The 23,898-nt window shown below is 69.3% G+C and carries 19 protein-coding genes; 8 read left to right on the top strand and 11 right to left on the bottom strand.

Annotated elements, in window-relative coordinates; translation table 11 throughout:
- Positions 1 to 44: 44 nt before the first annotated feature.
- The 3 genes from O1W71_RS12030 to O1W71_RS12020 form a co-directional block, all read right to left on the bottom strand.
- Complete coding sequence (locus O1W71_RS12030) at positions 45 to 1,898, bottom strand: amidase family protein (RefSeq protein WP_269268108.1); 1,854 nt, start codon at positions 1,896 to 1,898, stop codon at positions 45 to 47.
- Positions 1,895 to 2,647 carry a hypothetical protein gene (locus tag O1W71_RS12025; protein ID WP_269268106.1) on the bottom strand — a complete coding sequence of 251 codons (753 nt, stop codon included), beginning with the start codon at positions 2,645 to 2,647 and terminating at the stop codon, positions 1,895 to 1,897. The genes O1W71_RS12030 and O1W71_RS12025 overlap by 4 nt, the downstream gene beginning before the upstream one ends.
- A gap of 127 nt (positions 2,648 to 2,774) precedes the next feature.
- Complete coding sequence (locus O1W71_RS12020) at positions 2,775 to 3,533, bottom strand: hypothetical protein (protein WP_269268105.1); 759 nt, start codon at positions 3,531 to 3,533, stop codon at positions 2,775 to 2,777.
- Between the two features lie 58 nt (positions 3,534 to 3,591).
- Between O1W71_RS12020 and O1W71_RS12015 the strand changes: the two genes are divergently transcribed.
- Both O1W71_RS12015 and O1W71_RS12010 read left to right on the top strand, forming a co-directional pair.
- Positions 3,592 to 5,052: a protein adenylyltransferase SelO gene (locus O1W71_RS12015; RefSeq protein WP_269268104.1), complete on the top strand. Its 1,461-nt coding sequence runs from the start codon at positions 3,592 to 3,594 to the stop codon at positions 5,050 to 5,052.
- 128 nt (positions 5,053 to 5,180) lie between these two features.
- Positions 5,181 to 5,771 (top strand): excalibur calcium-binding domain-containing protein, encoded by a 591-nt coding sequence (locus tag O1W71_RS12010; protein ID WP_269268103.1) that lies wholly within the window; start codon positions 5,181 to 5,183, stop codon positions 5,769 to 5,771.
- An 11-nt stretch (positions 5,772 to 5,782) separates the two neighbouring features.
- Here the strand turns inward: O1W71_RS12010 and O1W71_RS12005 are convergent, their stop codons facing one another.
- Positions 5,783 to 6,718 (bottom strand): aldo/keto reductase, encoded by a 936-nt coding sequence (locus O1W71_RS12005; protein WP_269268102.1) that lies wholly within the window; start codon positions 6,716 to 6,718, stop codon positions 5,783 to 5,785.
- A 59-nt stretch (positions 6,719 to 6,777) separates the two neighbouring features.
- Here O1W71_RS12005 and O1W71_RS12000 point away from each other — a divergent pair, with 59 nt between their 5' ends.
- Positions 6,778 to 7,266, top strand: a complete 489-nt coding sequence (locus tag O1W71_RS12000; protein WP_269268101.1) for an SRPBCC family protein — start codon at positions 6,778 to 6,780, stop codon at positions 7,264 to 7,266.
- Positions 7,267 to 7,290: 24 nt separating this feature from the next.
- Here O1W71_RS12000 and O1W71_RS11995 read toward each other — a convergent pair whose 3' ends face one another.
- Together O1W71_RS11995 and O1W71_RS11990 are read right to left on the bottom strand one after the other, a co-directional pair.
- The gene (locus O1W71_RS11995; protein ID WP_269268100.1) at positions 7,291 to 8,649 is read right to left on the bottom strand and encodes an HNH endonuclease signature motif containing protein; all 1,359 of its coding nucleotides are present in this window, start codon (positions 8,647 to 8,649) and stop codon (positions 7,291 to 7,293) included.
- 183 nt (positions 8,650 to 8,832) lie between these two features.
- A complete protein-coding gene (locus O1W71_RS11990; protein WP_269268099.1) occupies positions 8,833 to 9,066 on the bottom strand; it encodes a hypothetical protein in 234 nt (77 codons plus the stop codon).
- Between the two features lie 201 nt (positions 9,067 to 9,267).
- On the opposite strand from O1W71_RS11990, the gene O1W71_RS11985 reads away from it, so the two are divergent.
- The 3 genes from O1W71_RS11985 (at position 9,268) to O1W71_RS11975 (ending at position 15,860) form a co-directional block, all read left to right on the top strand.
- A complete protein-coding gene (locus tag O1W71_RS11985) occupies positions 9,268 to 10,344 on the top strand; it encodes an ECF transporter S component (protein ID WP_269268098.1) in 1,077 nt (358 codons plus the stop codon).
- A 106-nt stretch (positions 10,345 to 10,450) separates the two neighbouring features.
- Positions 10,451 to 13,063 (top strand): LuxR C-terminal-related transcriptional regulator, encoded by a 2,613-nt coding sequence (locus O1W71_RS11980; RefSeq protein WP_269268097.1) that lies wholly within the window; start codon positions 10,451 to 10,453, stop codon positions 13,061 to 13,063.
- 199 nt (positions 13,064 to 13,262) lie between these two features.
- Positions 13,263 to 15,860 (top strand): DUF5979 domain-containing protein, encoded by a 2,598-nt coding sequence (locus tag O1W71_RS11975; RefSeq protein ID WP_269268096.1) that lies wholly within the window; start codon positions 13,263 to 13,265, stop codon positions 15,858 to 15,860.
- A gap of 159 nt (positions 15,861 to 16,019) precedes the next feature.
- On the opposite strand, the gene O1W71_RS11970 is transcribed toward O1W71_RS11975, so the two are convergent.
- From O1W71_RS11970 to O1W71_RS11950, 5 genes are all read right to left on the bottom strand, one after another.
- Positions 16,020 to 17,441, bottom strand: coding sequence for an HNH endonuclease signature motif containing protein (locus O1W71_RS11970; protein WP_269268095.1), 1,422 nt, complete (start codon positions 17,439 to 17,441; stop codon positions 16,020 to 16,022).
- Positions 17,442 to 17,637: 196 nt separating this feature from the next.
- A complete protein-coding gene (locus tag O1W71_RS11965) occupies positions 17,638 to 18,024 on the bottom strand; it encodes a hypothetical protein (RefSeq protein WP_269268094.1) in 387 nt (128 codons plus the stop codon).
- 214 nt (positions 18,025 to 18,238) lie between these two features.
- The gene (locus O1W71_RS11960) at positions 18,239 to 19,045 is read right to left on the bottom strand and encodes a hypothetical protein (protein ID WP_269268093.1); all 807 of its coding nucleotides are present in this window, start codon (positions 19,043 to 19,045) and stop codon (positions 18,239 to 18,241) included.
- A 206-nt stretch (positions 19,046 to 19,251) separates the two neighbouring features.
- The gene (locus O1W71_RS11955; protein WP_269268092.1) at positions 19,252 to 20,310 is read right to left on the bottom strand and encodes a DUF2510 domain-containing protein; all 1,059 of its coding nucleotides are present in this window, start codon (positions 20,308 to 20,310) and stop codon (positions 19,252 to 19,254) included.
- 165 nt (positions 20,311 to 20,475) lie between these two features.
- Positions 20,476 to 21,369, bottom strand: coding sequence for a hypothetical protein (locus tag O1W71_RS11950; RefSeq protein ID WP_269268091.1), 894 nt, complete (start codon positions 21,367 to 21,369; stop codon positions 20,476 to 20,478).
- Positions 21,370 to 21,826: 457 nt separating this feature from the next.
- On the opposite strand from O1W71_RS11950, the gene O1W71_RS11945 reads away from it, so the two are divergent.
- The gene (locus O1W71_RS11945) at positions 21,827 to 22,606 is read left to right on the top strand and encodes a hypothetical protein (RefSeq protein ID WP_269268089.1); all 780 of its coding nucleotides are present in this window, start codon (positions 21,827 to 21,829) and stop codon (positions 22,604 to 22,606) included.
- Positions 22,607 to 22,978: 372 nt separating this feature from the next.
- Positions 22,979 to 23,161, top strand: a complete 183-nt coding sequence (locus O1W71_RS11940) for a hypothetical protein (protein WP_269268088.1) — start codon at positions 22,979 to 22,981, stop codon at positions 23,159 to 23,161.
- The last annotated feature ends 737 nt before the right edge of the window (positions 23,162 to 23,898 follow it).

Here is a 23,898-nt window from a genome sequence, read left to right as displayed (position 1 = left end):
CCCGTGACGCGGGTGTAAACGACCCACCCGCGTCACGGGAACGATCAGCCTGCCGGAAGCGGGCCGTACAGCGCCGGCGCCGTCCGTGCGCCGGTCGCCTGCTCGAACGAGAACGCCAGGCCCAGCAGGGTGCCCTCGGCGAAATCGCGTCCCAGGAACTCGAGGTTCACGCCGGCGCCGGGGATCTGCTCGGTCGCGCTCGCCTGGCCCATCGGCACCGTCACGGCCGGAAGGCCCGTGTTCGGGCTCAACCGCATGTTGCTGCCGACCGTGCCGTAGGGGGTGCCGCTGGGATAGATGATGGCGTCGATGTCGTTCGCGTCGAGGAACTCCGTGACGATCTGCTTTCCGCGGGCGAGTTGCAGCGTGTGCGATCCTGCCGGTCCCGCCCAGTCCTCGTACTGCTGCGGGGTGACGGTCGAGCGCGGCCCGTACGTCGATGCGCCGCGGTTCGGCGCGATGTTCGGCGACTGCGCGATGGCCGCGAGGCTCCGGGCGCCGACCGCCGGGTTCAGGTAGTCGTCGATGTAGGCCTGCAGGTCGTACCCGAACTCGACGGCGCTGCCGCTTCCCTCGCTCAGGATGCCGCTGAATCCCTCGGGCGCCGCGAGCTCGACGACCTCCGCGCCCTGCGCTTCGAGCGTCTCACGCGCAGCGCTGAACAGGCGCTGCGTCGTGGCGTTGCTGCCGACCATGTTCTGCGAGGCCGGCAGACCCGTGATCACGGCGATGCGCGCGCCGCGGAGGGCGTCGGCGTCGAGTGAAGCGGTGTAGCTGGCGGGGACGAGCCCCTCCTGGCGAGCTGTCACCGGATCCGCCGAATCGGCGCCCACGACGGCGTCGAGAGCGACCGCCGCGTCGGTGACCGAGCGCGCCATCGGGCCGCCGGTGTCCTGCGAGAGCGCGAGCGGCACGATGCCGTCGCGGCTCGCGAGTCCGACCGTCGGACGCACGCCCACGAGCTGGTTGTAGGTCGACGGGATGCGGATCGAGCCGCCCGTGTCGGTGCCGAAACCGATCGCGGCGAGGTTGCTCGCGATCGCGGCGCCCGTCCCTCCCGACGATCCGCCGGAGCTGCGGTTCGTTGCGTACGGGCTCGAGACGGTGAGGGCGGTGCCCGCCGGCTGGTAAGCCGACCACTGCGACGACAGGTTGATGGCGAACTCGTCCATGCTCGCCTTGGCGAGGATGACCGCGCCGTCGGCGCGAAGGCCCTCGACCATGTGCGCGTCCGAGGCGGTGCGGTTGTCGTTCCAGCAGCCGCACCCGGCCGTGGTGGGCATGTCGACGGTGTTGTAGTTGTCCTTCACCGCGATCGGCACACCGAGCAGCATGCTCGTCATGCCCTGCTCGGCCCGAACAGTGTCGGCCGATGCCGCAGCGGCGAGGGCGGCGGCGTCGCCGGTCGTGATGATCGAGTTGAGCGGCCGTCCGCCGGGCTCGATCACCGTGCGGTCGTAGGCGGCGATGCGGTCGAGATACTGCTGGGTGAGCTCGACCGAGGTGACGACCCCGGCGTTCATCGCCGCCTGCATCGATACGACGTCGGCCTCGACGATCTCGAAGGGACCGTCGTCGTAGATGGCCCGCTCGGAGACGAGGGCGATGTCGGATGCCGTGATCGCCCCGTCGCCGTCGAGGTCGTACGCGGCCGCCTCCGCCCAGTCGGCGTCGGTGTCGGTGCTGCCGATGAACGCCGCGACGACGGCGAGGTCATCGGTGGTGACCCTGTCGTCGCCGGTGAGGTCGAGCTCGGTGTAATAGGGCGCGAGGAACGCGGCCCCGGCGGTGGGCGCGGCCGCGGCGGCCACGGCGGATGCCGCACCGGCGGGGGCGGCGACCCCGCAGGTCAGCAGCGCGCCGACGGCGACGGCGGGGGCGATCAGACGGCGGTTCATGCGTTCACCGCCCGACGGCGCAGGACGATCGCGGTGCCCGCGGCGAGGAGGACGGCGCCGAGCGCCGCGCTCAGCACGATGGGGGTCGCGTCGCCGCCGGTGGCCGAGAGCGATCCGCTCGCGGCTCCGCCGCCGGAGGCGGAACCTCCGGATCCGGCAGCCGGGGCTCCCGTGACGGGCGCGCTCGCCGACGGTTCGGGTTCGGGTTCGGGTTCGGGTTCGGGCTCGGCGACGGGAAGGGCGGCGATCGTGATGTCGGTGGTCGCGGCATCCGTCGCCGTCGCCGTCTCGCCGGCGCCGCCGACGAGGCGGACGCTCGGGAGCGCGATCTCGGCGGCCCCAGCGCCCTCGGCGGTGAACGAGAGCGTCGCGAGAGTGAGGGGAGCGCCAGGGTCGGACGCGAGGCCGGGCGAGGTGCCGAGGCGGGAGTGGGTGACGGTGATCGTGCCGCTCGCGGTCTCGCGTGCAGCGGTGAAGCCGCCGTCGGGACCGGTGACCGAGTCGTCGACGTAATCGAGCAGAGCGCCCGGCACGGAGACGTCGAGGTCGTAGGCGTAGAGGTCGACGACGTCGGTCGCGGTGAGGACGACGTCGATCCGGTCGCCTTCCGTGGCGGTGGCGGCAACGCCGATCGCGAAGGTTGCGCTGGGTGGTGCGGCCACGGCGGCCGGTGCCGCGGCGAGTGCCGCGGTCAGCGCGACGACGCCGGCGAGGGCGGGCGCGAGGGTGATCGATGGGCGAGCAGGCATGCGGAAGCAGCCCCTTTCCTGGGTCGGGTGCACTCAGGACGACAGGCTCTCGTGGGGCTCCGAGCCCACGGTCCTCGGGGGATGTGCCGAGCTTGGCAGGACAGCGTTTCCTGCCGGTGTCGGTGCGTTACGCGCCGGTTTCGCCAGCCTCGCCGCGGAAGCCGGCCGCGAGCCGGCAGTCGAACTCGCGTCGGCCCGCCTTCGTCAGCGAGGCGGAGGGTGCGGCATCCGCATGCGTGATGCTGACGAGCCCCTCGCGTTCCAGCGCGCTCAGGTGCCCCTGCACGCTTGGCTGCTCGCCGTTCCCGTGCCCGAGGCTCTCTGCCAGGACGTCGACGCGCGCCGACGTGACCGGGCGGAGGGCGGCGCTCAGCCGGAAGCGCTGGGCGTCGGCGAATGGGGCCGCAGAGCGCGGAGCGCGGGCGAACGGGCGGACGACGTCGGCGGCGAAGGTGCGGTCGTAGGCGGTCACACCCAGGAACGAGACGACGAGACCGGCGCCGGCCGTCAGCGCGATCCAGCCGCCCTGCCCGATCACCGCGAGGGCCATCGAGGTGACGGCGAGCCCGAGGACGACGACCGCGAGAGCGAAGCCCACGGCCCAGCTGCGCCATCCCGCCGGCAGGTCGATCGCCATGCCGAGGCGGCGGCGGAAGAACATCTCGACACCGACGAGCGCGCCGACGACCACGACGAAGGCGACGATCGTCGGGATGCCGACGCCGAGGGCGGGTACGGCGATGATCAGGGCGAAGCAGACCGATTGCGCGAGCGAGGCGGCCGGCGAAGCTCTGCGGAAACGTTGGGCCAGGCGGCGGCGGTCTTCGGCCACCGTGCGGAACAGGTCGTGGATCGGGGCGGAGTGGTCGGTCGTTTCGATCGCCATCACTCCACTCTGTCAAACCTGCGGCCCCGGTGCGGCGCACCGCGCGTAGCCTCGATTCATGCCTCCCGTCACGCTCTCGCTGTCGCACGACTTCGCTGACGCGCTGCCCGCGCTCGCGCGGCCGTGGTCGGCGGATCCGGCGCCCGCGCCGCGGCTGCTCGTGCTCAACGAGGCGCTCGCCGACGAGCTCGGGCTGGACGCCGGGTTCCTGCGCAGCCCCGCGGGGGTCGACCTTCTCGTGGGTGCCGCGCTGCCGGAGGGCGCGCAGCCGGTCGCCCAGGGTTACGCCGGTCACCAGTTCGGCGGTTTCTCGCCGCGGCTCGGTGATGGTCGGGCGCTGCTGCTGGGCGAGCTGACCGCGCCGGACGGATCGCTGCGCGACATCCACCTGAAAGGCTCCGGGCCGACGCCGTTCGCGCGGGCCGGCGACGGGCTCGCGGCCGTCAGGCCCATGCTGCGCGAGTACGTCATGAGCGAGGCGATGCACGCCCTCGGCATCCCGACGACCCGGTCGCTCGCGGTCGTCTCGACGGGGCGCGAGGTGCTGCGTGAGGCGGCGCTGCCGGGAGCGCTGCTCGTGCGGACGGCGTCGAGCCATCTGCGGGTGGGCAGCGTCGAGTTCGCTCGGGGGACGGGCGACATCACCGTGCTGCGCGCGGTCGTCGACTACGCCATCGCGCGGCACCACCCCGAGGCGGCGGACGAGGACGTGCCTGCGCTCGGACTGTTCCGCGCGGTCGTGGCGGCGCAGGCCGACCTCGTCGCCCGCTGGATGCTGGTCGGCTTCATCCACGGCGTGATGAACACCGACAACATGACGCTGTCGGGCGAGACGATCGACTACGGCCCGTGTGCCTTCCTGGATGCGTACGACCCGGCGACCGTGTACAGCTCGATCGACACCGGCGGGCGTTACGCCTACGGCAATCAGCCGTACATCGCCGAGTGGAACCTCGCGCGGCTCGCCGAGGCGATGCTGCCGCTGTTCGACGACGAGCTCGAACGCGCGGTCGAGCTGGCGCAGGGCGTGCTGGCGGAGTTCCGCCCCCGGTTCGCCGAGGCCCGGGCGGCGGGCATGCGGCGCAAGCTCGGGCTCGCCGATGCGCGAGTCTCCGACGAGCAGGTCGAGGCGCTCGCCGGCGACTTCCACGAGATGCTCGAGCGCAAGCGCGCGGACTACACCTCGACGTTCCGGTCGCTGTCTGCTGCCGCGCGGGGCGACGCCGCCGGTCTCGAGGCGGCGCTCGGCGGGGATCCGGCGCTGACCGGCTGGCTGGATCGGTGGCGTGCGCACGCGCCCGACGCCGAGGTGATGGATGCCGCGAACCCGATCTACGTGCCGCGCAACCACCTCGTCGAGGAAGCGCTCGCCGCAGCGACCGCCGGAAACCTCGAGCCGCTCGGCTGGCTCACCACCGTCCTGTCGACGCCGTTCACGGCGCGCTCGGGCGCGGAGCGGTATGCCGAGCCGGCTGGTCCGGACTTCGCGGCCGGCTACCAGACGTTCTGCGGCACCTGACCGGATCGGAACGCGCGCGGGCGGTCCGTATTGCGACGCTCGTACGCGCGTGCGTGGCGCGGCGACGCGCGTCCCGCGATGATGACGGCGGGGCCGCGCGGGGGCGCGGCGATGGGGGAGAAGAGAACATGGCCGGATCGAGCCTGCGCGCCGATGGTAAGCCGTCGTTCCTGGCGCGTCCGATGTCGCGCAAGGCGGCGCTGATCACGTCCGGGTCGGCGCTCGTGGCCGGGTTGCTGCTCGGCGGTGGCGCCGGAGGCGCGGGTGCGCAGTCCGAAGTGACGTCGCTGAAGGACCAGGTGGCCTCGCTCGAGACGGATGTCGCCGACGCCGAGACGGTGGCTGTCGAGAACGACACGGCGCTGACCGACGCCCGCGCGGATCTGGATGAGGCGCTCGACGACCTCGCAACGGCGACCGCGGCGCTCGAGACCACCACCGCTCAGGTGACCGAGATGCAGACCGCGGCGACGGCGTCGCAGACCGAGCTCGATGCTCGCGCGGCCCGGATCTCGGACCTCGAGGGCCAGCTGTCCGCCCGGACGGTGCAAGCCCCGGCTGCGCAGGCCCCGGCTGCGCAGGCACCCGCGGCACCGGCATTCACGTACTACGACAACTGCACGGCGGCCCGGAACGCCGGCGCCGCCCCCGTCCGGACGGGGGATCCCGGTTACGGGCGTCACCTCGACCGGGACGGCGACGGCATCGGCTGCGAGTAGGTCTCCCGGGCTCAGGGCACCTTGTGCCCGGCGGCTTGGATCAGCCCGTACCACTCGCCTCGCGTCAGGGGGATGTCGCTGCCTTCGGCGGCATCCGCGACGCGCTGGGGGTTCGTGGTGCCGAGCACGACCTGCATCCCGGCGGGGTGGCGGGTGATCCACGCGGTCGCGATGGCGGTCGGGGTGACGCCGTACTTCGCGGCCAGCTCGTCGAGCTTGGCGTTGAGCTCGGGGTACTCCTCGGCGCCGAAGATGACGCCGTCGAAGAAGCCCTTCTGGAACGGCGACCACGCCTGGAGCGTGATGCCGTTGATGCGCGAGTAATCGACCAGTCCGCCGCCGTCACGGGTGATCGAGTCGTCTTCGCCGGCCATGTTCGACGCAAGCCCCTGGGCGATGATCGTCGAGTGCGTGATCGACAGCTGCACCTGGTTGGCCACGAGCGGCTGGGTCACCGCCGTCTTCAGCAGATCGATCTGGCGGGGCGTGTGGTTCGAGACGCCGAAGGCGCGGACCTTGCCCGAGGATTCGAGGTGGTCGAACGCGCGGGCGACCTCGTCGGGCTCGACGAGAGCATCGGGACGGTGGAGCAGCAGCACGTCGATGCGGTCGGTGCCGAGCGCTTCGAGCGACTCCTCGGCGGAGGCCACGATGTGCTCGTACGAGTGGTCGAAGTGCCAGTCGTCGGCGACGATGCCGGTCTTGGTCTGCAGCGTGATCTCGTCGCGCTCGGATGGCGTGAGCTTGAGCGCTTCGGTGAAGCGTCGCTCGCACGCGTGGCGCGACGAGCCGTAGAGGTCGGCGTGGTCGAAGAAGTCGACGCCGACCTCGCGGCACCGGTCGTAGAGGGCGCGGATGTCGTCGTCGGAGAGCTCCTCGATCCGCATCATGCCCGCGACGACGTTGGGGACCTGGATGTTGCTCTGACCGAGGGGGACGTTGCGCATGATTCTTAGTATGCGTCGCGGGAGCGTGTTGTGCGGCGGGGGCGTGCCACGATGGGCGGATGCCGGTCGTCGAGTCGCGTTGCGTCGTTCCCGTGCCCGTCGACGTGGCGTTCGCTGTGTCGCAGACGCAGGGAGAGGTGCGGAAGCGCTGGGACCCTTTCATCCGGCGACAGCACCTGATCGGCTCGGATCGGCCGGCGAAGGGCGTCCGCACGTACACGGTGCAGCGGTTCGGGCTGGCGATGGAGAGCGAGTACGTCTCGTACAACCCGCCGTCGAACGTCGGGATGAAGATGACGAAAGGCTCGTGGTTCTTCGCTCGGATGGGCGGCGGGTGGCGGTTCAGTCCGGTCGAGGGCGACCCCTCGCGCTCGGTCGCGGTGTGGCGCTACAACTTCGCCTGCCGTCCGGCATGGCTCGCGCCGCTGGCGGAGCGCATCGGCGCGGTCATCCTGCAGCGCGACATCGACCGGCGGATCGCGGGGTTCGCGCGCGGATGCGAGGATCCGGTCGTGCTCGCCGAAGCGGAGCGCATCCGGGGCGTGTGACGGCGCCGGCCAGCGCCGGCCGGCTCAGAAGGGCGGTGGCTCGTCGCTGCCCGCCCCGGGTGGTAGCGCCCCGCCGGTGTCGGGAACGAAACACACTGACGGTATCGGTACGTCTTCTCGGTACACCCGACCCAGGGGTGAGGTCCATTCGAGGACCCCGCCGCCGATCTGCCTCACCTCCCACTTCGTGAATTGCTTCATGGAGTGGTGTCGTTGGCAGAGGTGGGCGAGGTTGTAGATGTGGGTGTGGCCACCGAGGGCGTAGTCGATGGTGTGGTCGAGTTCGCAGCGGATCGCGGCTCTGCGGCATCCGGGGAATCGGCAGTGCTGATCTCGTGCTTTGAGCAGTCTGCTCATCGCCGCGGGCGGCCGGTACGTGTCGACCTCCACCGGCGTGCGGGTGATCGGGTCGACGAAGAGTCGGTTCCAGATTCTCGCGCGGCCAGCGAGCTTGCGGGCGGTGTCGGCGTCGATGAGCGAGGCGCCCACCAGTTCGGCGGGGGCATCGTCGATGCCGGTCACTGTCTCGGATGTCAGCGTCACCTGGACCTGCGCCCGGATCGCACCCAGCGGCCCGGCGGCGTCGCTGCCGTAGGTCGGGTCGACGACGGGGGCGCCGCCGAGCAGCAGGTCGCCGAGGATGTCGGCACGGAGCTGATCCATCGTGCGGACGTCAGGTGCTGAATCCTCCACAGGCGCCTCCGCGGCGGTAGCGCGGGCGTCTTTAACGGACTGCGCCATGGCGGTGAGGCGGTCGTGGATGCCCGCGGCGATCACGGTCGGCAGGCTGGCGCCGAGCTCGGACATGCCGTCGGTGCCGTGCGTCACCCAGACGCCTCGCTTCGCCGCGGCGGTGCGGTGTCGTTCGGTGAAGGACTCCGACCCCATCCGGGCGGCGAGGTTGCGGAGCGGTTCGCGTACTCGCGATGCGATGTCGCGCTCGCAGATGGAGATCGCCTGCCGCGCGTAGTCGTCGCGGATGTCGTCGGCGAGGCCGCATCCCATGCGGACGACGACGTCGACGTGGTCGCGCGTGATGCGTTGCTGCTCCCATGCCTCGAAGACAGCGGGGTAGTCGTCGACGATGGTCAGCGCGTGGTCGATCTCGCTCTGCGCGCGGCGATCGTGCGACCGCCTCACTCCGGCGATCTCGGCAGCGATCGAGCGCATCTCCATGTCAGACCCCATGCCGCGTGGCCGCTCGCCCGATCGCGCAGCCTGCCGCAGAGCGCTGCGCCCCGCCTCAGCGAGCGCACGAGTCATCGCGATGTTCGCCGCGTGCAGCAGATCGTCCGCCTGACACACCCGATCGACGATGCCCGCGTACGGCGAGCTCGACGAGCCGGCATCCGGTTCGTGTGCGCTTTCGCCATTCGATGTCATGTTCCCATTCTGCCCAGGGGGTCAGACATTGTCATCGAATATCCGTACATCAGTGGAGAACTATTCTGCGGCTCGGTTGGAGAGGAATGGACGGCCGCAGAAAGGCGGCCTCGCGGGCAGAAAAGACGTGCGGGGCACCGCCCCCCATGGTCGGTGCCCCGCACGTGCTCTCGGTACGGAGCGTCAGCCGACGGTCCGTCGTCTCGCGATCACCAGCGCCCCAGCCGCGAGGAGCGCGCCGCCCCGCGTCGCGACGGCACCCGCGGTCGAGGCCGCCGTGAACAGCCCTGCCCGCGAGGCCACCTCGGCCGACACGGCCGCCTCGACGGCTTCGGCCACCGGCTCGGCGACATCCGGTTCCCCAACCGGCTGCGCCACGTCCGAGGCCACGGCGAGGGAGGGATGTCTCTTCTTCATGGATCCTCATCGAGAGCGAATCGCGACCCGCGCCCCAGTCGGCGAGCCGTCGCTCTCACGCTGGCATTGGTTGCCCGACGACGCGTGCCGTTCGGGCCTGCAACGCGCGTGTGCGAACAATTCCGAACACCCCGGCGGCCGGTGTCGATAGAGTGATCGCCGCGGGGCGAGGGGATCCGCTGCGCGTATGCGGTTTGCGACATGCATCCGCTCGAGGGCGGGGGAGTGCACGTGCAGGACGACGACACGCGATTCGGCGAGCCCGATTCTCTCGACGCGATCGCGCGGGATCTGCTCGCGCTGAAGGATGCCGCCGGGCCGGTGTCGTACGCCGAAGTCGTCCGTCGCATCGCACAACTGCGCGTCGAGCGGGGCGTCAACCCGGCGGCCGCCACGCCCCCGCGCACCACGGTGTACGACGCGTTCCGGCCGGGCCGGGCCCGGGTCGACATCGGGCTCCTGCGCGACATCGTGCTGGCGCTCGGCGCGGATTCCGACGAGGCCGACCGCTGGATCCGCCGCTATCAGCAGGCGCGCCGGCCTGACGATGTGGCGCCCCGGGTCTCGCCGCCGCGGCGTCCCCGCCCCGCGGGCGAATCACCCGTCCCGCCGCCCTCGTTGACCGCGCCGCAGCCGCTCGTCTCTCGGCGGGTGCAGGCGCTGATCATGTTCGGCTGCCTCATCGTCAACTTCATCGGCATGTCGACGGTGCAGCTGCTCCACTTGCCGATCTACCTCGACATGGCCGGCACCGCGGTCGCGGCGATGGTCTTCGGTCCCGGTGCGGGAGTCGTCGTCGGGCTCAGCACGAACGTGTTCGGGTTCGTCGTGGGCGCCCCGGGGGCGGCTCCCTTCGCGCTCGTGAACGTCGCCGGAGCGCTCGTGTGGGGGTACGGCATCCGTCGGTTCGGCATGGGAGCCGACCTCTTCCGCTACGTCAACCTGACCTTGCTCGTGGCGGTGGCGTGCTCGCTGGTGGGTGCTCCGCTGGGCGTCCTCATGTTCGGCGGGTACTCCGGTCACGGTTCCGACAACGTCACCTCGTCGATCGCCGGACTCGGCCTGCCGGTCGTCGCCGCAGCGTTCTCGGCCAACATCCTCACGTCGGTCATCGACAAGATGCTCTCGGGGTTCATCGCCCTCGTCGGCATCGCAATGCTGCGCAGCCGGGTGAGCATTCCCACCGCGCAGATCCCCCTCGTCGAGCGACTGATCGTGCAGAGCGGACAGGTCTCGGGCAACCGGATCGGCTGGTCGCCCGGAGCGATCGCGCGCTGACGTCGCTCGACCCCGGTCGCACTCACGTGGGCACCTGCGCCGCCCGGATACTCCAAGGTGAATTTCCTAGGCTCGTCGTTTCGGCGTGACGAATCGAGGTGCAGGGATGAATCGGGTCTCGGCTGGGGGAGCAGGGATCGAATCGGCCACCGGTGTGCCCGATCGGCCTCGGCTGACACGTGTGCTCGAGTCGCCCGTGGTCCGGTTGTGCGTCATCCAAGGACCGAGTGGGGCGGGCAAGACGACGCTCCTGCGCACCTGGACCTTGCGGACGGAGCATCCTGACTCCGTCGTGTGGGTGTCGGTGCCGGAGAAAGTCGACGGCAGACGGATGCTGTGGCACCGGGTCATCACCGCCGCCGCGAAGACCGGGCATGTGTCGGCCGACCTGGTCGCACGCGCCGGCGAGCTGGTCGAGGCGGGCGCTGACCCGGTCGACGTGGCCCGCCGCCTCGTCGCGCTGGATCGCCCGGGCGTGCTGGTGCTCGACGCCTACGAGAGGCTCGGCGACCTGACCGAGCGGATCGACGACGATATCGCGCGCCTCCTCGTGATGTATCCGATGCTGCGCGTCATCGTGGCGACCCGGGGCGAGACGGCTCTCTCGGTCACCGCTCTCGATGACGGGATCACCCGCGTGCTCTCGCGCAGCGAGCTGGCCTTCACGCCTGCCGAGGTCACCACGCTCATGCGTGAGCAGGCGGGGATGACTGACGAGCGGGTGGCGCATCAGGTGGTCGTAGCCACCGGCGGATTCGCGCTCACGGTGCGCGCCGTGGTGAGTGCGATCGCGCAGGTCGGCCACATCCCTCGACTGGATTCGAGCGAGTGGAACGGCGTCGTGGCCGATCGGATCGAGTCGTCGCTGCACGATCCCGTCACCGTCGAGTTCATGACCGACACCGCCGTCGTTCGGTCCGTCGACGCCGACCTCGCCCGGCGGCTGAGTGGCAATCCGGATGCCGAGGCGCTGCTCACGGCGCTGGAGAGAGACGGGTTCGGGCGGTGGATCCCCTACGCGTCGGGCGGGCGCGTGTTCCAATATGCCGAGACCGTGAGGGACGCGTTCCGTGCGCGCGCTCGTCGTGACGACGACCGGTACCGGCGGTTGTGCGTGACGGCGGCGCAGTCGATCCTCGAGGGTGGCACGGGCCTCGTCTGCGCCCTCGAGCTGGCCGTCGAAGGCGCCGATTGGGCGCTCGCTGACCGCGCGCTGGCTCACCTCTTCGCAGCGAGCATCGACAGCTACCCGGATGACAGCCTGTTGCCGGTGCTCGAGCGCGTGCCCGAGAACGTTCTGCCGTGGCATCCGATGCTCACGTTCGGCCTGGGGTTGGCTCTCTCGGCCAATCCGCTGCGGTGGCCCGAGGCTGCTCGCCTCTTCGACATGGTGATCGATGCGCCGTCGTACCCCACGTACTTCGCCCCCGCGCTCGACGAGGCGACCCGGCTGAGCGTGGGCGCGACCGCCGCGCGCCTGCGCGGCGACTGGTGCACTCCCATCACGTGGAGCAGGCGTGCCGTCGAGCTGATCGACCAGATCGATCCCGATGTCCGCTCGCGCTTCAGAGAGCACCTGGGCGCCATGCTGCGGCAGCTGAGTCTGTCGCTCTGGCAGGGAGGTCGTCTGCACGAAGCGATGACGGCGGCGACGCGGTCGGCGGCGGTGTGCTCGACCCCGGCGTCACGCAACTCGTCGACAGTGGTCGCCGCGGCGATGATCGCTTCGGCGGGTGACACGGAGCGGGCTCGTGCCTTGCTGGCGAGCATCGATCGCACCGCCTGGTCGCTCGAGAGCGGACTGGTGTCGTCCAAAGGTCTGGCGGTCCTCGCCCAGGCATGGATCAGCTTGGACGCGCTCGACTTCCGTGGCGCCGCGAAACAGCTGAAACTCGCGCCGAACGCGCCGCACTCCGAACGCTGGCCGTTGCTCACCGCGACGAGCCTCGCCGTCTGGCATGGCAAGGGGCTCGCGGCGGCAGAGGCTGAGCGCGTGGCGGCGGAGCTCGGCCGCGGAGACCTGCCCGGGGTGGGTGCGAACGTCGCCAGCCAGCAGCTGCACGGCGCCCTCGCGCTGGCGTGGCTGGCCGCCGGTGATCACCGCCGTGCCGCCGAGGTGCTGGAGCCGCAACCGTTCGACAGTCCGTACCTGTCTCACGCGCGCGTGATGTGGCTGCTGGCCGAGCACCGCGACGCCGCCGCCCTCGAGCGGGCCGAGGCCGAGCTCGAGCTGCCCGGGCACACCATCCGCTCGCGCGCCGAGGTGCAGACGTCGGGGGCGATCGCGGCGCTGCGAATGGGCGACGACGAACGCGCCTGGACCTGGCTCGGGGCCGCGGCCCTGGCCGCCGACAGTTACGGCGCACGGATGCACGTGGCGTTGCTGCCGCCCCGCGATCGCGTCGCGCTGGGAGACTTCGCGGCGCAGCGGAACTCGCTCATGCTGCAGCGTTACCTCAAGACTCCGGGTCGGGTTCGCGGTGCCGCGCGGCCGCCGGCTGTCCAGCTCACCGAGCGCGAGAAGGTCGTGCTCGCGGCGGTCGACAAGCACGGGAACACCCGCGATGTCGCCGCGGCGCTCTTCGTCTCGCCGTCGACGGTGAAGGCGCAGCTGCAGTCGATCTACCGCAAGCTCGGGGTGACGTCGCGCCGAGCCGCCTGCGATGTGGCCCGCGAGCTCGGCATCCTCGACTCGAGCTCTCCGACGCGCCTGCCGTGAGCGGCACGACCGGGATTAGTCCGGGAGGGAAAACGCGACCGAAAGGACTAAGTCCTTCCTCCTGAACGCCCTGGCGCGTCTCTGTGCTGAGACGGTTGTTCGGTCGCCACGAGCGCGACCGAACAACCGTCGCCGATCTGGGGCGGCGTGAGACACGATGCGCTCGGGGTGACACCCCTGCGCGGCCGGGGGAGGAACCATGCAACGAACGGAAGCAGATGCGCGTCCGCGCCGCAGGAGTATGGCGAGCGCGGTGCTCGCGATCGTCGTGATGGCCATCGGGTTCTGGGGCGGCGCCGCACCGGCTGTCGCCGCCGGGTCGTCGGCGGTGCTCGACAGTGTCGAGTTCGCGAACGACACTTTTCAGGATCAGTCGGTTCAGACGCTCAAGGTGACGTGGCATGCCAGCGAGTCGCCGGCAACGCCGCCGCTTCGTGTCGCGTTCGACCTGCCGTCCGATCTCATCGGCGAGGGCACGTCGTTCAGCATCGGCAACGGCACGTGCACCGTCACGGCGAACCGCGTCGAGTGCGTCATCGACGACGACTACGTGCTCGAGAACCCGCTCGACATCCGGGGCGAGTTCGAGATCCGGGCGCAGGTCGACGTCAGGAACACCGAGGCGCTCCCGGGCGCGACGTTCACGGTGGGCGGCGTTTCGACCCCGCCCGTGCACGTCGACTCGCGTTTCTGCGCCGAGAACTGCGAGTACGGCGGTGTCTGGGGGCCGTGGAAGAGCGGCTGGTACGACAACGCGAACGACACCGTCCACTGGTGGGTCGGCGTGCCGACGCGCGGCGAGGGCATCCAGTCGGCGGACGGCGGGCTGTCGCTCGCGCCCGGGCAGACGATCACCGTCACCGACCGGTTCGACGAGAGCAACCCGTTCACCCTCGTCGAGGGGTCGCCCCGGGTGCAGCGCGCGACCTGCGTCGCGGTGAGCGAGTGGAATGATCCGTCGCTCGTGTGGGTCGACCTCGACCGTTCGCAGTACACCGTCAGCGACGACGGTCGCCAGGTGGAGTTCGTGACGACCGCAGGCGAGGGATGCGTCGGCCAGGATGCCGGTGAGAACGCGGTCTCGCTGACCGGATCGGTGTACCAGGTGAACTGGGACACCATCGCAGAAGACGGCGGCAAGGGCGTGTCCGGGCCGGGCTCGTACGACAACAACGCGACGATCGAGATCGACGGGGCCGTCAAGGAGGCTGCCGCGACCGCGACCCGTTACAGCAGCAGCGGCTCGGCGACCGGCCGGAGCTATGCGCGCTTCCAGCTGCAGAAGGCGTGGGACATCGCCGCGGGGGTCATCGCACCCGACGGCATCCAGGTCGATTACACGATCGAGTACCCGGGCGGCATCCCCGCACCCACCTCGGGCACCATCACGCTGAACGCCGCGAACGACTGGTCGTACACGAGTCCCGAGATCGACGCCGGTTCGACGGTGACGCTGACCGAGGTCGACCCGTGGCCGACGAACGTCGACGGCTCGGCCGTGCTGACGCTCGGCGGTGAGGCCGTGGCAGCCGCCCGCGACAGCTCGTTCAGCTTCACCGCGACGCACTCGTCGACGCCGCTCGACGTCACGCTCACGAACGCTGCGGCGCTGCAGACGCAGGCCGTGCAGGCGCGGAAGCAGCTCGACAACCCGGATGGGATGCGGATGCCGGAGGGCACCGCGTTCGAGCTGACGGCGTCGTGGCCCGCGAACCCCCAGCTCGCGATCGCGGCCGGCTCGGCGTCCGTGGACCTGCCCGCCGACGGGTCGATCGTGGAGTTCCCGGCGCTGCCCGTGGGGGCGGAGGTCAGCTTCGCCGAGACCGCTCCGACCGATGTTCCCGGCGGCACGTGGACCGGATCGACCGTCGCGCCCCAGACGTTGACCATCGGGCCTGACTCGGTCGGCACGACGGTGACCGCGACGAACGTGATCGCCCGCGACGTCGGCGTCTTCGCGATCGAGAAGAAGCTCACCGGTGACGCCGCCGACCTGGTCGTCGACCGCACGTTCGAGGTCGACTACGCGTGGCCCGCGAACAGCGAGCTGGGCATCGAGGCGGGGTCGGGAACCGTTTCGGTCGCCGCGGATGAGGATGCCGTGACCGTCACGGCGCCCGCCGGTGCCGAGGTCACGCTCAGCGAAGCGCCGGTCGAGGTCACGGGAGGAACGTGGGCAGCGCCGACCTTCGAGCCGGGCAACACGTTCACCGTCGTGCAGGACGAGACCGCGCGAATCACCCTGACGAACCTGATCGACCTGAACACGGGCGCGTTCTCGATCCACAAGGTGATCGAGGGCAACGCCGCCGACCGGGTTCCCGACGGCGCCGAGTTCACCGTGCACTACGCGTACCCCGAGGGAGTCGGCTTCGGAGCTGCGGAGGGTGAGCTGACCGTCGGAGCCGGTGAGACCGTGACGAGCCCGCAGCTGCCCTACGGCGCGCAGGTCACGCTCACGGAGATCGCACCCGTCGAGATCGAGGGTGCGACGTGGGAGGCTCCCGCGTTCAGCCCCGCGACCGTGACGATCGGCGACGGCACGGTCGTCGAGGTGACGCTCACCAATACGCTCACCGCGCCCGAGGTCGTCGTGACCGACCCGGGCGATCCCGGGGCAACGGTTGTCTCGGGTGGCTCGTCGACGCCGAGCTCGAGCGACCTCGCGGCCACGGGCGGCGTGGCGGCGGTCGCCTGGTGGGTGACCGGCTCAGCGGTCCTCATGCTCGCGATCGGAGCCGTGGTGCTGACGGCATCCCGCAGGCGGCAAGCCCACTCAGGAGTGACGGCCGAGTAAGGGGCCGTCATCAGGTGACAGCGGGTGGACGGGGCGGATCGATCGCTCCGGCCGCCCATTCGTTCGGTCAGCGCTAGGGGGAAGTGATGGCGAGGTGCTTTCCCGCCCGTCACGCATGCTCCTCGAGCTGACCGAGGCGCAGGTAGCGACCCACCCGTGTCAGAAGGGCGGTGGCTCGTGCCTGCTCGCCATGGGTGGTGGCGCCCCGCCGGTGTCGGGAACGAAACACACTGACGGTATCGGTACGTCTTCTCGGTACACCCGACCCAGGGGTGAGGTCCATTCGAGGACCCCGCCGCCGACCTGCCTCACCTCCCACTTCGTGAATTGCTTCATCGAATGGTGTCGTTGGCAGAGGTGGGCGAGGTTGAAGATGTGAGTGTGGCCACCCAGGGCGTAATCGATGGTGTGGTCGAGTTCGCAGCGGATCGCGGCTCTGCGGCATCCGGGGAATCGGCAGTGCTGATCTCGTGCTTTGAGCAGTCTGCTCATCGCCGCGGGCGGCCGGTACGTGTCGACCTCCACCGGCGTGCGGGTGATCGGGTCGACGAAGAGTCGGTTCCAGATTCTCGCGCGGCCAGCGAGCTTGCGGGCGGTGTCGGCGTCGATGAGCGAGGCGCCCACCAGTTCGGCGGGGGCATCGTCGACGCCGGTCACTGCCTCGGATGTCAGCGTCACCTGGACCTGCGCCCGGATCGCACCCAGCGGCCCGGCGGCGTCGCTGCCGTAGGTCGGGTCGACGACGGGGGCGCCGCCGAGCAGCAGGTCGCCGAGGATGTCGGCGCGGAGCTGATCCATCGTGCGGACGTCGGGCGCAGCAGCATCCGCCGCCGCAGAACCCTCAACCGCAGAACCCTCATCCCCGGCGGCATCCCCTGCCGGACCATCCGCAGGCGCCGCCGCAGCGGTAGCGCGGGCGTCTTTAACGGACTGCGCCATGGCGGTGAGGCGGTCGTGGATGCCTGCGGCGATGACCGTCGGGAGGGTGGCGCCGAGTTCGGACATCCCGTCAGTGCCGTGCGTCACCCAGACGCCTCGCTTTGCCGCGGCGGTGCGGTGTCGCTCGGCGAAGGACTCCGACCCCATCCGGGCGGCGAGGTTGCGGAGCGGTTCGCGTACTCGCGATGCTATGTCGCGCTCGCAGATGGAGATCGCCTGCTGCGCGTAGTCGTCGCGGATGTCGTCGGCGAGGCCGCATCCCATGCGGACGACGACGTCGACGTGGTCGCGCGTGATGCGTTGCTGCTCCCATGCCTCGAACACAGCGGGGTAGTCGTCGACGATGGTCAGCGCGTGGTCGATCTCGCTCTGCGCGCGGCGATCGTGCGACCGCCTCACTCCGGCGATCTCGGCAGCGATCGAGCGCATCTCCATGTCAGACCCCATGCCGCGTGGCCGCTCGCCCGATCGCGCAGCCTGCCGCAGAGCGCTGCGCCCCGCCTCAGCGAGCGCACGAGTCATCGCGATGTTCGCCGCGTGAAGCAGGCCGTCCGCCTGACACACCCGATCGACGATGTCCGCGTACGGCGAGCTCGACGAGCCGGCATCCGGTTCGTGTGCGCTTTCGCCGTTCGATGTCATGTTCCCATTCTGCCCAGGGGGTCAGACATTGTCATCGAATATCCGTACATCTGTGGAGAACAATTTTGCGGCTCGGTTGGGGAGGAATGGGCGGCCCGGGCGGAGCCCGTTTCTCTACGGCGAGCTCCTGGATTTGTCGTTTCTCCATGACGAATCGAGGGATAAGCCGAGAGACGGGTCGGTTGGCAGTGCCGACTCACGTGGTCGTTGCGGTGGAAATCGCGAGTGCCACGGCGGGGACGATCAGCAGAAGGCTTGCAACGGCCCACGAGATCACCTCCGCGGCTCGCGCCCACCCTTCGCCGCGCTCTTCCGGCGGTGAGACCGTAGCAATCTGTTCGCGCGCTGCGGCGGCGAGTATCAGCCCGAGGGGGAACACGACGCTGACGAACGGACTGATGACAGCGAGCCGGTTCAACGGCAGCGTCGCAGGGCGCCTGCTCTCGTCCCGCAGGACACCGTCGTCGAGCCTGTTCGCCTTGCTTTCTGCGAGCTTGATCGCGATCGCTCGGAGAAGCCGGCTCTCGGCGGGACCATCGTCGGAGCGCGGCCGTCGTCGCCGGCCGGTGAGATAGAACGCCATGCCGGCGTTGCTCCAGGTGATGCCGGCGAATCGAAGAAGAGCGTCGGCCGCGGCACCGATGGGGTTCGTCCCGTCGGCCGATTCGATACATGCGATGACGATCGTCCCCGAGACGCCGACGAGCTGCAGAAGCTCGGCGTGAGGGGTCTCGGCCCGCGCGACCTAGCCTCGGCATCAACCATCTTGTGCGCGGCTACCGTGCGCGTCGACGAGGCTAGTCGGACCTCTTGAGGAACGCGATTCGATCGTCGGGCGCCCACAGATGACCGTCCTCGCAACGGTATGCGCCGCGGGGATCGGTGCCATCCACGAGCCGCTGGCATAGCCAGGTAGCGGGGAGGCCCGCAAACTCCGAGCCTTCGAGCTTCGAGACCAGGAGAACACCGCGCGGTGACTGCTTCCGCGACAAGAGCCGGTGGAGTGCGCCCCCCTCGCGGATGAGCGCCTCGACTTCCGATACCCCCTTCGGGGGGCAGGGTTCGAGACCTTCCGCGGCCGCTTTGCGAAGGGCCGCAGACAGCTGGTCCCCTTCCGTATAGCCGAGCTCAGCGAACGAGCGAGTGATCAGGAAGAGTTCGCGTTGATCGACCTGCGATGCGACTTCGTCCGAACTGTGTGTCGTGGTCGGTGGCGCGGGCGTGCCGCGCCCGGTGGCAACTTCGCGCGCCCGCCACGCGTTTGAATCAACACCAAGGGAGATCGGTCTGACTCTTGTTCGGTTGCCACGGATACCGGCGACAATCACTGCGACCGTGATTCCGACCGCCGATGCAGTAAGGGCTAGTCCCACGTACGCGGCGTCGGTTGACTGCCATTCGCGCAGAGCCGTATAGCCGAACGATAGGAACGCGAACCACGCGGAGACGAAAACCATCGCTCGCATCATCGATCCGATGTGCGCGTAGTCGTGCTGCTTGGCGAGCCACGCGGCGACTACACCGGCGAATGCGCCGAGAACCGTGAAGAGGATGCCGCTGTAGAGCCCGAATTCACGACTCGATAACAAATCCCAGACGTTCATGATGCGAGTGTATGGCGAAGGGTGCCCCGACGATCGCGGCAGGGGTGGGGTCGCCGATTCCCGAACGATTCCGGACGACCTTGCGCGGGATAGCTAAGCCGCCAGCAGCTAGGCGGCTGGCTCGTGGCGCCGTCGGCTGCCGACATCCACCGGCGTGCCCACGGGGCGACACGCGTGCCTTTCCCGACATCGCGGAGTATTCCGGGTCAGACGCCTTCGATCAAACGCTTCTTCAGGATGTCAGCTTGTTCAGCGGTGATGGTGCCGCTGCGTTGCAACTCGGAGATCCGCTCGATCTGCCCCACGATATCGTTCGGAGCAGACGTGGTCGCGGGCGGGACTTCGAGCGCGCTCTCCTGCATCTTCTGGGTGGCTAGGCGGTCGGCGATCGCGTTGATACGGGACGCCAGAGCCCGCGCTACGCCGGAGCGATCGGGCGAGATCGCGACCGAGAAAGACCAATCCGGGCCGACCACTTGGAACTCGGCGACGCGCAAGTCGTGCGTCTTCTGTTTCGGTCGCGCCAACGCCGGCCCGATAGAGCTGCCCGGCAAGGGGCTGAATAGTGCGAGCGCGGTCAGTGTGGGACGAGTCGTGATCTGCTTCTGGCCGTCGACGTAGACCTGCGCTTGCGTGTGTTCATCGATCCAGTGGGCGCTACCGTCTTGTTCGATTCGGTCCTCGAAGACGCGGATGGTTCCGCCGACCGCCGTCCCGGGCGCGGCGAAGAACTTCTCGGTTCGCCCAAGTCGCTCCCAGAAGCCCTCACTCGAGATTTCGCCGATGGCACGTCCAAAATTGACATCGAGCTTCGCGCGTTCCGATGCAAGCCGTTGCCGGGCGGCTTCCAGTCCTTTCCGACCGCGACGACCCACCGCGTATGCCTCGAGGTGGTGCGTGAAGCCGCTCGCAGAGACGATGTCGCGCTCTGCCAGGGCGGACAAGACGTCGTCAAGACGTTTGCGAAGACCTGCCTCGTACTCCGCCTCTTTCTCGCGTGCGGCGTCCTCGCGGCGACGCTTCACGTCCGCCTTCGCGGCAGCTCGCACCTCACGTCCGCTGGGGGCTGTCGCCACCGCTTGGCCGCCCGCCGTCTGCGGCTGCGTCTGAGTCTCGGGTTGGTGCGCCGCCGGCGCGCCGGTGGCCGCTGGCTGGTAACGCTGAGTGACGTGCTCGGTCCAGCGGGTGCCGTCCCACCAACGCACCAGACTCGGGTCGCCCGGATCAGGAAACCACCCTGGGGGAACCTGGGTAGGGGAGCTCACTCGATCAATGTAGTGCTCGGAATCGACTCAGGTGCGGCGCGGCCAAGGCAAATAACGCCCGGGGCTAAGTTCGGCGCTCATCGCTCATGAGGTGACCGAAGTGGCGCGGGCCAGGCGGGGGCGTGCGGGACATGTTGGTGCACCGCGGCCGCTAGAGCCGGACGCTCACTGCGGCGACCTGCCGGTGGACATCTCCACCAGGTCGAACGCCCAGCCTTGTGACATAGCAATGGAAATCGCGGTCATCATCACGACGGCGACGAGGCTGCCCCAGGAGGTATTCGAGAATAAGAGGGCCCGCTTGGCGAGGAACGGGCTGGGCACGCTCACGCGTGTGAATCGGAGGAACGCGAGCCAGTCGAAGACGGTCGTCGCGGCCAAGAACACAAGCACTGCGGCGGACGCGGCGCCGAAGAGGAGGAAGACGAGGAAGTGGCCCCCGACCGGGCCGAAGATCTCTAGAAGTTCTCCGACCTGAGCGCCGACGGTCCCGAGCGAACGCAGCCATTCGGGTCCCGCGCCGTCCGGGATGGCCTGCTTCGTCGCGGCATCGATCTCGGCGAGCGACAGGGCGCCTTTCCGCGTGTTGTAAACACCTATCCACGCCACCGCTGCGGTCGCAAGAGCGATGAGGGTGTTGATCAGAGCGAACACCGCTTGACGTGGGATCCGCTGGAAGTTGCGCACTGTCATCCGCAACGCGTATACCGTTCCGAGCACCAGGGCCAATGAGGCCCCGACTGTGATGGCGAGCAGATAGGGGTGAAGGTGTAGGAAGAGCACCGCCGACATGATCGCGGCTATCGCAGCTCCGACGATCAGCCCTGATGTATCGGAGGATGAGCTCGAGGTGGATCGGCTTTGCTGTGTGCGACCGCTCATCGCTTCCGAAGCGTTCACCTGGACCTGCGTGACAGTGACGGTCGTGGTGATAGCTGTGGTGCGGTTCAGCGCGTTAGCGGGCCGCTTCACCCTCTCGATCACGAGCTGGATGAGCAGCACTACGACGCCTGACACGACGCCGACGCTGATCTGGCCTAACCAGGACGTACTGTCCACTTCGAACCCTTCCGGTAAGCGCTGCCTGTTGCGTCGGCTTGGGTGCGCGTCATGCGAACGACCCACGCAAGATGAGCGCATCGATATGCATCCATCGCACTGCCGGATCTCGGAGAACCGCGACGGCAGGGCGCCGCATATCGTCGCATGACGTTTCCCGGTCTCGTGGTGACCACCAGGAGGGCTGGTCGGGTGCCGGGGCCGGTCCACGTGGTTTGCGATATGCCTCACATGTCTCTCGGGCGGGGTAACGACGCGGCTGCGCGGGCGGCGCGCCATGCTGGCCATGAGGTTGTGTCATGAAGACGGCCGTCGGTCGAGCTCCGCCGATTTCACTCATTTGGATGCATGACCTGCCCTGCGCTGACCGCGGTCGTTAGAGTGGCGCCGCGGGGACCGCGGGTTGCTTCGGCAGACGCGGCACTGCCCGCTCGAGCCGGGCGGTGACCGATTGAACGTGATGCGACGGAGCGCGGCGCGAAGGCCGCGCCGCCTGTTGGTCGCGACCGTCGGGTGCGTCGTCCTCGTGCTCGCGATGGCCGCGTGTTCGCAGGGACGAGTCGACCCGCAGGAGTACGACCCGTACACGGTGGCGCAGCGTGCGGATGCTGCGGCGGCGGCCGAAGCAGCGCTTTCGCGAGCGGCCGGCGGGGTCGTGCTGACCACGGAGACCACGGATGTCTGCTCGCCGGGGAAGAGGAACTGGTGGGTCCAGGATTTCAGCGCGTGGACCTGCTCGCGTTCCTCTCGATGGCTCGTTGCGGCTGCGAGCGGCGACCCGGGGGAGGTGATCGCCGGATATCGGGCTCATCTGACCGCCGCCGGATGCACGGTCGACGAATCGTCATACGGGATGGTCGAACGCTACTGGGCTGACTGGGGAGTTGCGGGGATGTATGAGAACGGTGACCCCTACACCGTGGACGACCTTCCCTCGGCGTCTGCGATGTGCGACAACCAGTCGGTGGGCATCGCCTTTCGGACGCCCGCTGCGGTGCGGGCCCCTGCCCCCGCGCTCTCATCCACACTCGTGATCGAATACGACGCGTTCGAGCTCGAAGCGGTGACCGGCGCGGGAATACCTTTCGTCGTCGTGCTCCGCACAAGCCAGGGCTACCACTCCGTCGACTGGACGGGTGAGATCAGCGGGAAGGATGAGGATGACGCGGAGTCGGACCTCCCGCCCGGCTGGTGCGCCTGTTACAGCGGAAGCGACTGCGACTGCCCGGGCGGATAGAGCCGTCACCGGGTGAAAGCCACGTGCGCGTTCGGTCAGCGCTTGCGGCGGCTGCGGCGTCGGCCGTACGCGGCGGCCGTCGCGATCGCGGCGACGGCGAGCAATGCGGCGATGAAGAAGACGGTGGTGTCCACGGAGGCTCCTCACGGTCGTCGGGTGCACGCCACGCTACGCGGAAGACGGATGCCGCGGGCGGCCCGGTTGTGGCGGAACCTCAGTGCCGGCGCAACCCGACCGGTAGTCGATACGGGTGGTAGCCCTGGGTTTGCTCAGGCCTCCTGTGCCCGCGACGTAAGCGGCGTATCGTCGCGTTCGTCGGAGCGGGGCGCCGACGTGCATCGATCAGGGGCGGTCTGCGGAAGGGGAGCAACCATGCGCAAGTATCGAGTGACTCACATCTACGACGCGGCCGATGGCTGGCGCCAGGTGCAGCCCTTCATCCTGACCGCTGATATCCGCGATGAACTCGTACGGGGCGGATGCAGCATGGTGCGAGTCCGCTCAGGACTTACGCATCGCAAGCTCTCGCTCCTCCGGGTACGCGACCTGCATTGAGGTTGGCACGCCGAAATCGGTGCGAGCTAGGCTCGGGTGCCTCAAGCGAGACCGGGGCGGGACGGCGCGGAGTAACGCCTTGCCGACATATACGGGAAGCTGCGCGCACTCGTGCAACTCGGCGCCCATGGAACGACGCGCCCTTCGCCCGCCGCGAGGAGCTCGAGAAGCTCGACGTCTGGGTTCGCGGGTCGCGAGACCTAGCCCGGCACCAACCATCTTGTGCGCGCGGCTGGCGTGCGCATCGATGAAGCTAATCAGACCGTTCTGAGGAACGCGGTTCGGTCATCGGGCGCCCACAGATGACCGTCCTCGCAACGGTATGCGCCGCGGGGATCGGTGTTGTTCAGGAGCCGCTGGCATAGCCAGATAGTGGGGAGGCCCGCAACCTCCGAGCCTTCGAGCTTCGAGACCAGGAGGACACCGCGCAGTGATTGCTTCCTCAACAAGAGCTGGTGGAGTGCGCCCCCTCCTGGTGGATGAGCGCCTCGACTTCCGATGCTCCCTTTCGGGGGCAGGGTTCGAGACCTTCAGCGGCCGCTTTGCGAAGGGCCGCAGACAGCTGTGCCCCTTCCGTATAGCCGAGCTCGGCGAACGAGCGAGTGACCAGGAAGAGTTCGCGTTGATCGACCTACGATGCGACTTCGTCCGAACTGCGTGTCGTGGTCGGTGGCGCGGGCGTGCCGCGCCCGGTGGTGACTTCGCTCGCTCGCCACGCGTTTGAACCGCCACCGAGA

This window comes from Microbacterium sp. H37-C3 (assembly GCF_027157935.1).
GTDB lineage: Bacteria > Actinomycetota > Actinomycetes > Actinomycetales > Microbacteriaceae > Microbacterium > Microbacterium plantarum.
Note: the sequence above shows the minus strand (reverse complement) of the source record. Positions and strands in the feature narration are given on the sequence as shown.